General features: G+C 61.7%; 13 protein-coding genes. 10 read left to right on the forward strand and 3 right to left on the reverse strand.

The window, feature by feature from the left end; all coding sequences use genetic code 11:
- The first annotated feature begins 104 nt into the window (after positions 1-104).
- Genes ACSZOQ_RS15370 through ACSZOQ_RS15380 form a run of 3 tightly spaced genes read left to right on the forward strand, consistent with a single transcriptional unit; the run spans position 105 to position 5,058 of the window.
- Complete coding sequence (locus ACSZOQ_RS15370; RefSeq protein WP_439923309.1) at positions 105-1,643, forward strand: 2Fe-2S iron-sulfur cluster-binding protein; 1,539 nt, start codon at positions 105-107, stop codon at positions 1,641-1,643.
- Positions 1,643-2,887, forward strand: a complete 1,245-nt coding sequence (locus ACSZOQ_RS15375; protein ID WP_439923310.1) for an HlyD family secretion protein — start codon at positions 1,643-1,645, stop codon at positions 2,885-2,887. The genes ACSZOQ_RS15370 and ACSZOQ_RS15375 overlap by 1 nt, the downstream gene beginning before the upstream one ends.
- Entirely contained in the window at positions 2,884-5,058 is a 2,175-nt protein-coding gene (locus tag ACSZOQ_RS15380; RefSeq protein ID WP_439923311.1) for a peptidase domain-containing ABC transporter, read from the forward strand. The genes ACSZOQ_RS15375 and ACSZOQ_RS15380 overlap by 4 nt, the downstream gene beginning before the upstream one ends.
- 215 nt (positions 5,059-5,273) lie before the next feature.
- On the opposite strand, the gene ACSZOQ_RS15385 is transcribed toward ACSZOQ_RS15380, so the two are convergent.
- On the reverse strand, positions 5,274-5,792 hold the full coding sequence (locus ACSZOQ_RS15385) for a septal ring lytic transglycosylase RlpA family protein (protein ID WP_439926094.1): 519 nt from the start codon (positions 5,790-5,792) through the stop codon (positions 5,274-5,276).
- A 640-nt stretch (positions 5,793-6,432) separates the two neighbouring features.
- Here ACSZOQ_RS15385 and ACSZOQ_RS15390 point away from each other — a divergent pair.
- From ACSZOQ_RS15390 to ACSZOQ_RS15420, 7 genes are all read left to right on the forward strand, one after another.
- The gene (locus ACSZOQ_RS15390) at positions 6,433-6,993 is read left to right on the forward strand and encodes a F0F1 ATP synthase subunit delta (protein ID WP_439923312.1); all 561 of its coding nucleotides are present in this window, start codon (positions 6,433-6,435) and stop codon (positions 6,991-6,993) included.
- Complete coding sequence (gene atpA / locus ACSZOQ_RS15395; RefSeq protein WP_439923313.1) at positions 6,993-8,525, forward strand: F0F1 ATP synthase subunit alpha; 1,533 nt, start codon at positions 6,993-6,995, stop codon at positions 8,523-8,525. Before ACSZOQ_RS15390 ends, atpA begins: the two co-directional genes overlap by 1 nt.
- A gap of 145 nt (positions 8,526-8,670) precedes the next feature.
- Positions 8,671-9,549, forward strand: coding sequence for a F0F1 ATP synthase subunit gamma (locus ACSZOQ_RS15400; protein WP_439923314.1), 879 nt, complete (start codon positions 8,671-8,673; stop codon positions 9,547-9,549).
- 14 nt (positions 9,550-9,563) lie between these two features.
- Positions 9,564-9,968, forward strand: a complete 405-nt coding sequence (locus ACSZOQ_RS15405) for an organic hydroperoxide resistance protein (protein ID WP_439923315.1) — start codon at positions 9,564-9,566, stop codon at positions 9,966-9,968.
- Between the two features lie 82 nt (positions 9,969-10,050).
- Positions 10,051-11,481, forward strand: a complete 1,431-nt coding sequence (gene atpD, locus ACSZOQ_RS15410) for a F0F1 ATP synthase subunit beta (protein WP_439923316.1) — start codon at positions 10,051-10,053, stop codon at positions 11,479-11,481.
- Positions 11,482-11,591: 110 nt separating this feature from the next.
- On the forward strand, positions 11,592-11,999 hold the full coding sequence (locus ACSZOQ_RS15415) for a F0F1 ATP synthase subunit epsilon (protein ID WP_439923317.1): 408 nt from the start codon (positions 11,592-11,594) through the stop codon (positions 11,997-11,999).
- Positions 12,000-12,352: 353 nt separating this feature from the next.
- Positions 12,353-12,631, forward strand: coding sequence for a PepSY domain-containing protein (locus ACSZOQ_RS15420; RefSeq protein ID WP_439923318.1), 279 nt, complete (start codon positions 12,353-12,355; stop codon positions 12,629-12,631).
- 146 nt (positions 12,632-12,777) lie between these two features.
- Here ACSZOQ_RS15420 and ACSZOQ_RS15425 read toward each other — a convergent pair whose 3' ends face one another.
- Positions 12,778-13,281 (reverse strand): RNA pyrophosphohydrolase, encoded by a 504-nt coding sequence (locus ACSZOQ_RS15425; protein ID WP_439923319.1) that lies wholly within the window; start codon positions 13,279-13,281, stop codon positions 12,778-12,780.
- Positions 13,282-13,340: 59 nt separating this feature from the next.
- Positions 13,341-14,543, reverse strand: a complete 1,203-nt coding sequence (locus ACSZOQ_RS15430; RefSeq protein WP_439923320.1) for a divergent polysaccharide deacetylase family protein — start codon at positions 14,541-14,543, stop codon at positions 13,341-13,343.
- Between the last annotated feature and the right edge of the window lie 26 nt (positions 14,544-14,569).

The raw sequence follows: 14,569 nt of genomic DNA on the forward strand, positions 1-14,569 counted from the left end.
CCTGCCAACCCGTGTGCTGTAGATCACGCCCGGCTCTGCATAACAGCGCGCCGGGATTGACGGCTCCGGGGTTGATCTTCAATCTGCCGCCCCGCGAGGGCTGAATGCATATCTACTTCCGCGGCAGCGGTTTACAGCGTTTGAGGCTGGCGTCGGGGCTGGCGCTGATGGCGTTCGCGGCCGCGCATTTCACCAATCATGCGGTCGGCCTTGTGAGCCTCGAAGCCATGCATCGGGTGCAGGAGTTGCGGACCGCGGTCACCCGATCATGGCCGGTATCGATCATCCTGCTGCTCGCGCTGATCACCCACGTCGCCCTCGGCCTCTACAAGCTCAGCCGGCGGGAAACGTGGCGGATGCCGGTCTGGGAAGCGTTGCAGATCGGCATCGGACTGGCGATTCCGTTTCTGCTGTTTCCGCACATCGTCAATACCCGCGTGGCGCACGCGGTGTTCGGCGCTAATGACATTTATCTCTATGAACTGGTCCGGCTCTGGCCCGACAGCGCGATCCTGCAAAGCACCCTGCTGCTGCTCGTCTGGGTCCACGGCTGCATCGGCATCCACTACTGGCTGCGGCTGTCGGATTCCTACAGCCGGTTCGCTCCATTCCTGCTGATCGGCGCTCTGCTGTTGCCTGTGCTGGCGCTATCAGGATTCGCGGTCGCCGGAATGCGCGCGACCGACATTATGTCGGACCCGGCCACGTTCGCCGCGCTGAAAGTCCGAACGCATTGGCCGAACGCGCATGATGCGGCGACGATGGCGACGCTGCGCGATATCGTCAGATGGGGATTCGGGCTGGTTGCCGCGACCGCCATCGGCATTGCATTCTTCCGCTACCGCCGCGAAACCGCAAACCGCGGACCGGCCCGGATCAGTTACGTCGATGGACCGACCGTGGAACTGACGCCCGGCATGACGCTGCTGGAGATCAGCCGGTCGGCCGGTATCCCGCACGCCTCATTATGCGGCGGCCGCGGCCGCTGCTCGACCTGCCGGGTCCGTGTCGAAAAGGGATTGGACTCGCTTCCCGCACCCGCAGCCGTCGAAGCCGCCACTCTCAGCGCGATCGACGCGCCGTCGAATGTGCGGCTCGCCTGCCAGATCCATCCCACCGCACCTTTGACAATAGCCATCGTCAGCCGGCCCGGCGTTAGTAGCCCCGTTCATGTCGAATTCACCGAACTCAAGGAGGTGGTCGCCGCCCACATCCGCGCGGACATCGGCGGCTCCGCGATCGAATTCGCGTCTTCCAATCCGGCGGACGTGGAAGCCTGGCTCCTGCATCAGTCTGGACATGCCGCGAAGGTCCGTGACGTAGATAGATGGGGCTATCGCCTCCGGGGCGCCCGGCTGGACTACGTCGGTGAACGGTCTGTCGGCACATGCGTCTATGAACGGGACAACCAGCTCATTTCGGTCTTCATGTTTCCGGAAACGGACGCGGCGCCAGTGGCGATCCGCGGCCAGCGCAATCGGTACTCGGCGCTGACCTGGCGTGATACCGGCACCGTCTGCTGCTCTGTGTCGAAAGTCACAGTGGAGATCCTCGAGCATCTGGCAGAGGCCTGGGAAGATGCGGCTTCCGTGTTGACTGATCCCGGCGATCCGGCTGAATTTGGAACTAACGAGGCCTTGTGATGAGTGATCTGTTCCGCCGCGAAGCCATCGAACATGCGACGCAACGGCTGGAAGGTCAGGTCTTTCTGGCCTCGCCGCTCTCGTTGAAGACGCTTGGCCTGTTGCTGTCGGGCATAGTGTTCGCGGCGGCGACCTTCGCCGCGACAGCGACCTATGCGCGGAAGACGACGGTGACCGGCTTTCTGGTGCCCGACCAGGGCATGATTCGGATCACCTCGCAGGCGCAGGGGACATTGCGGAGCGTCCTCGTCAAGGAAGGCGACACCATCGAAAAGGGCACGCGCCTGGCCATTCTCGATGTCTCGACCGGGACCGCAACCGGCAATACCGGAGAGGCGCTTCTCAAGGGCTTCGAGTCGGAATCGCTTGCTGCGAAGTCGCGAGCCGAATCGAAACTGGCCTTGCTGCAACTGGAGCAGGATCAGGCGAAGGTTAGATCCGGCAAAAGCGAAAGCGAGCTCGCCCAGGTCGACCAGCAGATCGAGTTGCAGCAGGAACGACTGAAACTCGCGCGGGACGAGGTGGATCGTGGGGAGACCATAGCCGCGAAGGGCTATATGCCGAAGCGTGAAGTCGACCAGCGCCGGCTCGCCGCACTGGCGATCGAACAGGATCTCGCCGGCGCCCGGCGCCAAAAGACAACGGTGGAGCGCGAGCTTGCGGACATCAAGGCCCGGTTGGTTTCGATCCCGCTGGAAATCAAAGCCGCTCGCTCCGACGCTGATGTCGCCCAGGCGACGCTGGAGCAGCGCCGCGCCGAATCCGAATCGCGGCGCCTGCAGTTTTTCGTGGCGCCAACCACCGGACGGATCGCCGCACTCCCCGTCAGTGACGGACAGGCTGTCGCTGCGGGCGGCATCGTCGCGGTGATCATCCCTTCGGGCAGCCAGATCGAGGCTGAGCTATTGGCACCATCGCGCGCGATCGGTTTCGTTCAGCCCGGGCAACAGGTCGAACTCAGCCTTCAGGCCTTTCCTTACCAGCGCTTCGGAACGGTGCGGGGGACAGTGAGAACTGTCTCCACGACCGTGCTGGCGCCTGCCGATGTCGGCTTCGCCGGATTGGACATCAAGGAACCGGTGTTCAGGATTCGCGTCGCCCTGTCGCGTGATCAGATGGAAGCCTATGGCCAATCCGTGCCGATGCAGCCGGGTATGCTGGTGTCGGCTGAAATCGTCTTCGAGCATCGGAGCCTGCTGCGCTGGTTGTTCGATCCGATCTATGCCGTGGGCCGCCGCGCATGAACATTCTCCAACAGCTCAATCTCGGCCGTCGAACCCTTCCCGTCGTGGTGGCGTCGGAGGCTGCGGAATGCGGCCTGGCTTGTCTTGCGATGATCTCGCGCTATCACGGCCACGATGTCGACCTCAATGCTCTGCGCCAGCGGTTTGCGGTGTCGATGGCCGGCGCTTCGCTGAAAAGCCTGATGGGAATCGCGGATCAGCTCGGATTTTCCACGCGCGCCATCCGCGTCGAACTGTCGGCATTGCCGAAGGTCCAGCTTCCCGCCATCGCGCACTGGGATCTCAATCACTTCGTGGTGCTGAAATCGGTCACGTCCCGAGGCATCACCGTCCACGATCCGGCGATCGGACTCCGCACCTTCACAATGGCGGAAGCCTCGAAGCATCTGACGGGCGTCATCCTCGAGCTGGCGCGAAGCGAAACCTTCGAGCCGCTCGAAGCGCGCCTGCCGATGAAGCTCTCGCTGCTCTGGTCCAAAATGCACGGCTGGGGCTGGGCGGTCGCGCAGGTACTGATCCTGTCGGTGGCGCTGCAGATCGCGGCCTTCGTGATGCCTTTACAGATGCAGCTCGTGGTCGATGAAGCGCTTGCACAATCCGACCGCCAGTTGCTGACCGTGATCGCGCTCGGATTCGGAGCCCTCGTCATTATTCAAGGCGGGCTGGAGGCGATCCGCGGCTGGGCGCTGCGCATCTTCGGCCAGCTCCTGAGCTTCCAGATCACCGGCAACCTGGTGCGGCATCTGCTGCGGCTGCCCAACGACTACTTCGAGAAGCGACACGTCGGCGACATCATCTCGCGGCTCGGCTCGGTCAAGCCGGTGCAGGACGCGATCACGCAGGGCGTGATTGGTACCGTCATCGACGGCATCATGGCGCTGATCGCCGGCTTCATCCTGTTCTTCTATTCCACGGCGCTCGCGCTCATCGTCATCGTCGGCGTGCTCATCAACCTCGGCATTACGCTGGCGCTGTTTCCGGGAACCAAGCGCCGCATGGCCGAGTCCATCGTCGCCGAGGCCAAGGAGCAGTCGCACCTCATCGAAACCATCCGTGCCGCGACGACGCTGAAACTGCTCGGACGAGAATCGGTGCGGGAAGCGACCTGGCGGAACCTGCACGTCGAAACCACCAACGCCAGTATCGCAGTCGGTCGTTACCAGATTTCACAGACCTTCCTGCAATCGGTCGTCACCGGCCTGCAAACCGTGATCGTGATCTACGTCGCCGGCGTCACCATCCTGTCGGGCGCAGGCTTTTCGGTCGGCATGATCTTCTCGTTCCTGTCCTACCGGCAGACATTCACCGACCGCGCAATGGCGCTGGTCAATCAGATGGTCCAGTTCCGCCTATTGCGTCTGCATCTTGATCGCCTGTCGGACATCGTGACGACGCGGTCGGAGATCACGCAAGGCCTGCCCGGACCGCTGGTCAATCAGGGGCACATGCGGCTGAAGAATGTCTGCTTCCGCTACGGCATCAGCGATCCCCTGATCCTCGAAGACGTCAACCTCGACATCAAGCAAGGCGATTATGTTGCCATTCAGGGTGGCTCAGGCGGCGGCAAGACCACGCTGCTCAAGCTGATGCTCGGATTGATGCATCCGACCGACGGCACCATCGAGCTCGATGGGCACCGCGCCACGCCGGAGCGCTGGCGCAGCTGGCGTCAAAGCGTCGGCGTGGTCGCCCAGGACGACCGGCTGATGTCCGGCACCATTTCGGAAAACATCGCCGGCTTCGATCCGAATCTCGACATGGAACGTGTGGTCGCCTCCGCCCATGCCGCGCGGGTACATGCCGACATCATGCGTTTTCCGATGCAGTATCTCAGCCTCGTCGGCGACATGGGCTCGACGCTCTCGGGCGGGCAGCGGCAACGCGTGCTGCTGGCGCGGGCGCTGTATCGTCAGCCGCAGATTCTGATTCTCGATGAAGGCACCGCGAACCTCGACGAGCAGAACGAGGAGCTAATCGCTGACCTGATCGACCAGATGAATATCACCCGCATCGTGGTCGCGCATCGCCCGGCGCTGTTGCGGCGCGCGCGGCGGGTGTTCTCCGTCGAGAATCGGGGACTGGTGCGCGTGGGCGGAACAGAACCGCCGCATCGCGAGGCGCTCACGGACATAACAGCGCTGTCCGTCGCGCCGCCCGAGCCCGCACAATAATGCGGACCGGCTAGAGCATGATCCCGAAAAGTGGGAACCGGTTTTCGGATAAGATCATGCTCGTTCAAAAGGATGAGTAGAAAGTCTGCTCCAGAATACAGGAACGCGAAGCGTGACACGACTTCTCACAGGCCGTTGAGACAAGCCTGAGCGTCCCGATCGCCGTCCCCACGGAACCTGCGCCTGCCTCGCTCGAAAACGCCTTGAGGTCGCGCTTACATCACCTCGGCGACCACACGGCCGACGCCGCGGCCGGTCAACCCGATCGCGCGGGCAGCGCCTTTCGAAAGATCCAGCACGCGGCCGCGGATGAATGGGCCACGATCATTGACGGTGACGACCACGCTGCGGCTGCCATGGCTGACCTTCAGCTTGGTGCCGAACGGCAGACTGCGATGGGCGGCGGTCATGGCGTTCTGATTGAAGCGCTGGCCGGACGCGGTGCGGCTGCCGGATTCACTGCCGTAATAGGAAGCCACGCCGGAGAACGACCGGCCCAAACCGGAGGAACGCCCAAAGGACGCGTTGGCGTTCAGCCAGGACGACCCCGCTGCGCCGTGGTCCGCGGCATGATGTCCTTGGTGGTGGTGGTGGTGCCTATGGTGGTGGTGGCGCGAGCCGGCCGATGCCTCGGTCACGCTGCCCGCAATCAAAACAGTCGCGGCGATCACAGCAGCCACCATACGCGGCCGGATTAGAAACCCCAACGTCGACGACTTTTGCGCGTGCAGCATATTTAAGTCCCCTGAAAAGTATTGCCGCCCCTGCGACAAGTGAAACCTCTGACCTTTGAGTCGCCGCAGGGTTGATCCTGTAACTAAGGCGTAAAATGGGCAGAGAATTGCTTCATGACTCGGATGAAATATCTTTTGATCGACTGGCCGTCGTTTGATATTCAAATTAATACTTAATTTCATAACTTATACACGATAACATACATGTATATACTGTAAAAGAAAGTCATGTCACGACATCTATAATCATTCAGCAAGTACTCCACGACGTTTCGGCGTCCCACCGATCGGACGGGGAGCAGGAAGCCGCTGTGACACAGGGCTAACTTGCGTTCCTCCAGAATCCGGTATGCTCGTCTGAATTACTGTGGGCCAGAATGCGCCCGCATACGCACGGCGCGTTGCTTAATGTCCGTCTGGTTAATTCAGACTCCTGCGACAAGGCATCGCCGTATGCTGCCGTCATGTTGCACCTGCGCGCGCGCTATGTTAGCAAAGCCGCGATTTTAACGCTGCCGATACGTTTGTGTCGGTCGAAAATCGAAGTCCCTCTTGAATTCCAAGGGCTTGGGCCGCTTTAGCGCCGCTTGTTTGGCGACGGCTTTTCCCTTGCGAGTTTGACAGCTTGAAGAGCGCTCTGGTGGCTGCTGTAGATCCCTCGGTTTCTGGTGTGTCGGGCCGTTATGCGACGGCCCTGTTCGAACTGGCCCGCGAGGACAAATCGGTCGACGCCGTCAAGGCCGACCTCGACAAGTTCGATGCCATGCTGGCGGATAGCCCAGAACTGGTCCGCCTCGTGCGCAGCCCGGTTTTCAGCGCCGATACGCAGGCCAAGGCGCTCGCCGCCGTGCTCGACAAGGCCGGGATCGGCGGCACGACCGCGAAATTCCTGAAAGTCCTGACCGCCAACCGCCGGCTGTTTGTGGTCGCCGACGTGATCCGGGCGTTCCGCGCAATGGTCGCGAAGTTCAAGGGCGAGGCCACGGCAGAAGTCACTGTCGCCGAAACGCTTACTAACAAGAATCTGGACGCGCTGAAGAGCGCGCTGAAATCGGTGACGGGCAAGGACATCACGCTCAACGTGAAGGTCGATCCGTCCATCATCGGCGGGCTTGTCGTCAAGCTCGGCAGCCGCATGGTGGACAGCTCGCTCCGCACCAAACTCAATTCGATCAAGCACGCGATGAAAGAGGCAGGCTGATGGACATCCGCGCCGCGGAAATTTCCGCGATCCTGAAGGACCAGATCAAGAATTTCGGCAAGGAGGCCGAGGTTTCCGAAGTCGGACAGGTCTTGTCCGTCGGCGACGGCATTGCCCGCGTCTACGGCCTCGACAACATCCAGGCCGGCGAGATGGTCGAGTTCGAAAACGGGACGCGCGGCATGGCGCTGAACCTCGAAACCGACAATGTCGGTATCGTGATTTTCGGCGCCGACCGTGAGATCAAGGAAGGCCAGACCGTCAAGCGCACCCGCGCCATCGTCGACACGCCGGTCGGCAAGGGTCTGCTCGGCCGCGTCGTCGATGCGCTGGGCAATCCGATCGACGGCAAGGGTCCGATCCAGGCGACCGAACGCAAGCGCGTCGACGTCAAGGCGCCCGGCATCATTCCGCGCAAGTCGGTCAACGAGCCGATGGCGACGGGCCTCAAGTCGATCGACGCCCTGATCCCCGTCGGTCGCGGCCAGCGCGAATTGATCATCGGCGACCGTCAGACCGGCAAGACCGCGATCGCGCTCGACACCATCCTCAACCAGAAGCCACTGAACGTCGCCGGCGCGCCCGAGGGCCAGAAGCTCTATTGCGTCTACGTCGCGATCGGCCAGAAGCGTTCCACTGTTGCGCAATTCGTGAAGGTGCTCGAGGAACAGGGCGCGCTCGAATATTCCATCGTCGTTGCCGCGACCGCGTCTGACCCGGCCCCGATGCAGTACATCGCGCCGTTCACCGGCTGCACCATGGGCGAGTATTTCCGCGACAACGGCATGCATGCGGTCATTATCTATGACGACTTGTCGAAGCAGGCCGTCGCCTACCGCCAGATGTCGCTGCTGCTGCGCCGCCCGCCGGGTCGCGAAGCCTATCCCGGCGACGTGTTCTATCTGCATTCGCGTCTGCTGGAGCGCGCCGCAAAGCTCAACGACGAGCACGGCAACGGGTCGCTGACGGCGCTGCCGATCATCGAAACCCAGGCCAACGACGTGTCAGCCTACATTCCGACCAACGTCATTTCGATCACCGACGGACAGATATTCCTCGAAACCGACCTGTTCTTCCAGGGTATCCGACCGGCGGTGAACGTCGGCCTGTCGGTGTCGCGCGTCGGCTCGTCCGCACAGACCAAGGCGATGAAGAAAGTCGCCGGCAAGATCAAGGGCGAACTCGCGCAGTACCGTGAAATGGCGGCGTTCGCGCAGTTCGGCTCCGATCTCGATGCCTCGACCCAGCGCCTGCTGAACCGCGGTTCGCGCCTGACCGAACTCCTGAAGCAGCCACAGTTCTCGCCGCTGAAGATGGAAGAGCAGGTCTGTGTGATCTGGGCCGGCACTAACGGCTATCTCGATCGGCTGCCGCTCAACAAGGTGCGCGCCTTCGAGGACGGGCTGCTGTCGCTGCTGCGTGGCAAGAACGTCGAGATCCTCAACACCATCCGCGAAAGCCGCGATCTCAGCGACGACACCGCGGCCAAGTTGAGAAGCGCGGTCGAAGGCTTCGCCAAGACGTTCGCTTAAATTTCTTGACCTCTCCCGCTTGCGGGGGAGGTGGACTGGCGAAGCCGGTCGGGTGGGGCAAGCTTCATACATACGACGCCCCTCCCCTACCCTCCCCCGCAAGCGGGAGAGGGAGATGCAACCGACGTGAGTGGATCAGGCTGGAATGGCTTCACTTAAAGACATGCGCGTCCGCATCGCCTCAACCAAGGCGACGCAGAAGATTACCAAAGCGATGCAGATGGTCGCGGCGTCGAAATTGCGCCGTGCGCAGACCGCCGCCGAGGCCGCGCGTCCCTATGCCCAGAAGATGGACGCGGTGATTTCCAACATCGCGAGCGCCGCAGCCGGCTCGCCCAACGCGTCGCCGCTTCTGGTCGGCACCGGCAAGGATCAGGTCCACCTGCTGCTGGTCTGCACCGGCGAGCGCGGCCTCTCCGGCGCCTTCAACTCCTCGATCGTGCGGCTCGCCCGCGAACGCGCGCTGGCGCTGATCAACCAGGGCAAGGAGGTCAAGTTCTTCTGCGTCGGGCGCAAGGGATACGAGCAGCTGCGCCGCACCTTCGAAAAGCAGATCGTCGAGAACATCGAACTGCGCTCCGTTCGCCAGCTCAGTTTCGTCAATGCCGAAGACATCGCCAAGAAGGTCATCGCGAGGTTCGAAGCCGGCGAATTCGATGTCTGCACGCTATTCTACTCGCGCTTCAAGTCCGTCATCGCGCAGGTTCCAACCGCTCAGCAGATCATTCCGCTGGAGGTGGAAGCGCCGGCCGCGAATGCCGGTCCTGCGCCGTTTTACGAATACGAACCGGAAGAGGATGAAATCCTCACCCGACTGCTTCCGCGCAACCTTGCGGTACAGATTTTCCGCGCCCTTCTGGAAAACAACGCGTCGTTCTACGGCGCGCAGATGAGCGCCATGGATAACGCGACGCGTAACGCGGGCGACATGATCCGCAAGCAGACGCTGATTTACAACCGGACCCGCCAGGCGATGATCACGAAGGAGCTGATCGAAATCATCTCCGGCGCCGAGGCCATCTAGCACCAGGAGCGTTCATGGCTTACGTCACGAAGGCGACAACGAGCGGCGGCCGCAACGGCCGAGCGGTCCTCGACGGCGGTGCGCTGGCATTGGCGATGGCGCTTCCGAAGGATCTCGGCGGCGCTGGTGACGGCCACAATCCGGAACAGCTGTTCGCGCTTGGCTGGTCCTCCTGCTTCGGACAGGCCATTCTCGTTCTGGCGAAGAAGCATGGTCTCGACGGGCAGGCCGCCAAGGTGACCTGCGAAGTCACGCTTAATATCAATGACGGCGCATTCTCGCTCGCTGCCGAATTGAAGGTCGCGCTGCCCGGAGCCGACAAGGCCAAGCTGCAAGCGCTGATCGAAGACGCTCACACCATCTGTCCTTATTCCAAGGCGACCAAGGGCAACGTGCCCGTCAAATTGACCGCCGTCTAAAGCGCCCGATCCCGAAAAGTGGAAACCGGTTTTCGGATTAGATCACGCGCCAACTAAAACGAGTTCGAAGGAGATATTTTAAATGGCATCCCCCGCCAACCAGACCGGACGCATCACGCAAGTCATCGGCGCCGTCGTCGACGTGCAGTTCGAAGGCCACCTGCCGGCCATTCTCAACGCCATCGAAACCAAGAACGGCAACAACCGCCTGGTCCTCGAGGTTGCCCAGCATCTCGGCGAATCCACGGTCCGCACCATCGCGATGGACACCACCGAGGGCCTGGTCCGCGGTCAGGAAGTGAAGGACACCGGCAACCCGATCATGGTGCCGGTTGGCGCCGGTACGCTCGGCCGCATCATGAACGTGATCGGCGAGCCGGTCGACGAACAAGGCCCGGTCAAGGCCGAAGACCTGCGTGCGATCCATCAGGAAGCGCCGCTCTATACCGACCAGTCGACGGAAGCCGAAATTCTCGTCACCGGCATCAAGGTCGTCGACCTGCTGGCACCTTACGCCAAGGGCGGCAAGATCGGCCTGTTCGGCGGCGCCGGTGTCGGCAAGACCGTGCTGATTCAAGAACTGATCAACAACGTCGCCAAGGCCCACGGCGGCTACTCAGTATTCGCGGGCGTCGGCGAGCGGACCCGCGAAGGCAACGACCTCTATCACGAGTTCATCGAGTCCGGCGTCAACAAGAAGGGCGGCGGCGAAGGTTCGAAGTGCGCGCTCGTGTACGGCCAGATGAACGAGCCTCCGGGCGCCCGCGCCCGCGTCGGCCTCACCGGCTTGACGGTCGCCGAGCATTTCCGCGACCAGGGCCAGGACGTGCTGTTCTTCGTCGATAACATCTTCCGTTTCACCCAGGCCGGCTCTGAAGTGTCGGCGCTGCTCGGTCGTATTCCTTCGGCCGTGGGCTATCAGCCGACGCTCGCCACCGACATGGGCGCGCTGCAGGAGCGCATCACCACCACCCACAAGGGCTCGATCACCTCGGTGCAGGCGATTTATGTTCCCGCCGACGACTTGACCGACCCGGCGCCTGCGACCTCGTTCGCCCATTTGGATGCAACGACGGTGCTCAACCGTGCGATCTCCGAAAAGGGCATCTATCCCGCGGTGGACCCGCTCGACTCGACCTCCCGCATGCTGTCGCCGCTGATCGTCGGTGAGGAGCACTACCAGACCGCCCGCATGGTCCAGCAGGTGTTGCAGCGCTACAAGTCGCTGCAGGACATCATCGCCATTCTCGGCATGGACGAACTGTCCGAAGAGGACAAGATCGCCGTGGCCCGCGCCCGCAAGATCGAGCGCTTCCTGTCGCAGCCGTTCTTCGTGGCTGAAATCTTCACGGGATCGCCAGGCAAATTCGTCGACCTCGCCGACACCATCAAGGGTTTCCGCGCGATCTGCGAAGGCAAGTATGACCATCTTCCGGAAGCGGCCTTCTATATGGTCGGAACCATCGAAGAAGCGGTCGAAAAGGGCAAGAAGCTCGCGGCCGAAGCGGCTTAAACAACTGCGTCATTGCCGGGCTTGACCCGACAATCCATCAATAGACAGACTATCTTGACTGATGGACCCGCGGGTCAAGCCCACGGGTGACAACAGAGAGACTGAGCACCATGGCGACTTTCCATTTCGATCTCGTCTCCCCTGAAAAGCTCGCTTTCTCCGGCGAAGTCGATCAGGTCGACATCCCCGGCGTTGAGGGCGACTTCGGCGTCCTTGCCGGCCACGCGCCGGTGGTGGCGGCGATTCGGCCCGGAATCCTGACCGTCACCACTGGCGGCACGCAACAGAAGATCATCGTGCTCGGTGGTCTCGCCGAAGTCTCAGAAAAGGGCCTGACCGTCCTCGCTGACGTGGCGACCTCGCTCCAGGAACTGGATCGTGCGCAGTTCACTGACACGATCGCGAGCATGGAGGCCAAGCTGGCGGAAAAGGAAGGCTCGGAACTCGACAGGGCCATCGAGCGGCTGGATCATTTCAAGAGCATTCAGAGCCAGCTCAATACGACGGCGCTGCACTGAGCTAACGGCATCGAATCGATCACGTTCATGATTTTGGATCGATTCGATCCAAAATCATCGTGATCTAGCGAACCTGGTTTATGCCGGTTGGCGGCTCAGAAAAATCCGACAAAACACCAAGAACCACCCCGGAAATCTTTGTCCGTGGTGCCGCGGCTCCGGCTGACGAGGGCCTGCCGCCCCTTTGAAACTCGGTTTGAAACGGTGCGGCATTTCCATTTCGGCGGCATCCTTGGCAATCTGAGGCGTAAAGCCGCAGCAGCCCGAAAAACACGCTAACCGGGCCGATTACGGATTGACGGCACGGCGCTTGTGTTCGCTATTTCTCACGGAACAGCAGCGAGAGGTGTTTCATGAAGAATATACGAACCGTCGCTACCGCCGTCGTAATCGCACTTTCCTTCGGCTCGACCGCCTTGGCTGATGGCTATACAAATTGCACCAAGCTCGACAAGTCATCTTGGAAACCGGCGAGCGAAGCGGAGGCCAAGGCCAAGACGGCCGGCTATGACGTGACGCGATCCAAGATCGAAGGATCCTGCTACGAAGTCTACGGAAAGAAGGACGGCAAGCTCTACGAACTTTTCTACAGTCCGGAAGATCTCAGCCTGAAGCATACAAAAGAAAGATAACGCGGCGGCGAAATCAGACAAAGAAACTCTGGCAGCTCGCTATGTCGCCGCGTTGCCCCGCGTCTTGATCCAATTCACGTTTCAAGCCAGGGCTCCGATAAAAGCCGGGGCATGCTAGTTGCTGATTCTGTCCAACCAGACTTGCTTTAGTCGCCCGACAAGCTCGCGAATTCCTTGACCACGCGCTCATAGACCGGGCGCTTGAAAGGCACGATCAGCTGGGTCAGGTTCTGCATCGGCTCCCAGCGCCAGGCGATGAATTCCGGCTTGTGGCCATCGCCTGGGTTGGCCACATCGATCTCGTTGTCACTGCCGGTGAAGCGCATCGCGTACCACTTCTGGCGCTGTCCGCGATAGCGGCCCTTCCAGGACCGTCCGGCCACGGTGCGCGGGATGTCATAGATCAGCCAGTCGGATACCTCGGCCAGCTTCTCGACCGAGCGGACGCTGGTCTCCTCATAGAGTTCGCGTTTCGCCGCGAGCCATGTGTCCTCGCCGGGATCAACGCCGCCTTGCGGCATCTGCCAGACATGCTTGTCGCCGATATGCTCGATGCCGCCGGTGCGACGACCGATGAAGACGAGCCCCCTCGCGTTGATCAGCATCATACCGACGCAAGTGCGGTAGGGTAGATCGTCGTAGCGCGCCATTCCGTCAATGCCTTTCGCGCCTCCCGCTTTTGAAAACGGACGGGGCACGGATTTGGAGATCAACTCGATTTTGATTTCAGCATCGCGGTTGTCAATGGCACAAGCATCACCCCACGGCTTTCGAGACTCTTGGTCCAGACGCTAATTCTGTCGATGGAAACCGGAAGCGCCGAGGCCATGCCGATGGCAGCCCCCCGCCCCTTCGCCAGGTCTTCAAGTCTTGCGAGCGCCTTATCGATCTCCACCGAGGTCGGGACGGCATCAAGGGTCACGTCGGCCTTGGCGAACGGCATCGCCTGACCCTCCGCGAGCTGGCCCGCGACGCTCCTCGGAGTAGAGCCGTCGTCAAGATAGCCAAGGCCGCGCTTGGCTGCTTCTCGAATGATCGGCTGCATGACGGTATTGGCGGCGACAAACCGGGCCCCCATGAAATTGGCGAGACCGACATAGCCCTGAAAGCGGCTGAGATGCCAATGCAGGCGATCGATATTCTGCTCGGCGCCGAGCGTCGTCAGCAGGGTCTGCGGTCCAGGGTCGTTGTCGGGATAATCATAGGGCTCCATGGGGACTTGCAGAAGAACCTCATGGTGTTCCGTGCGAGCCCTCTCCACCAGTTTGCCCGGATCGGATCCGTAAGGCGTGAATCCCAGTGTCACGGCCGACGGCAGTTTCATGATGGCATCGGTGGTTTTTGCCGCACCGACCCCAAGACCGCCGATAACAATCGCAACCACCGGCATCGTTGCCGCCTTCGCGCGATCGGCATCGGTGCCCGTCGCGTAGGCCTTGAAGGGCTTCAGCCCATCGGCGGCGGCAATGGGAATCATTCCGTAACGTGACTTCTCCAACAGACGCTGATCGATTCCGGCCATCGTCACGGGGGCGCCGGCGCCAGCCGTGACGGGATCCTGGCCCGCGACAATGACATCCTGTCGCGACCCGCTGGAGCCGTCGATGATGGTGATGGTCTTGTGACCGGCCTCTGGCTGGGCGGCAACGGCGGCGCTGGTCGGTTTCTGCGACGCAGGTGGGACAGCCGCAGGCTGGTCATTGGGGGTTGCAGGCTGCCGGATCGCGACCCGCGTCGTGGGCTCGCCACCGAGAGGGTCGTGGTTGAAGAGGGCAAAGCCCAGGAAGACGACAAGGACCAATCCCAACAGAACCGCCGTAGCCTGTGGCAGCGTGAAGGGGAGCCGGAAACGGCGCTTGGGCGCGGAGTTCTGTCCGAGCGGCGCGCTGAGATCGTCCGTCGTATCAGCCATGGAGTAACCCCGAATCATCCGATTCG

Source organism: Nitrobacter sp. JJSN (assembly GCF_051912485.1).
In the GTDB taxonomy this organism is placed as follows: domain Bacteria; phylum Pseudomonadota; class Alphaproteobacteria; order Rhizobiales; family Xanthobacteraceae; genus Nitrobacter.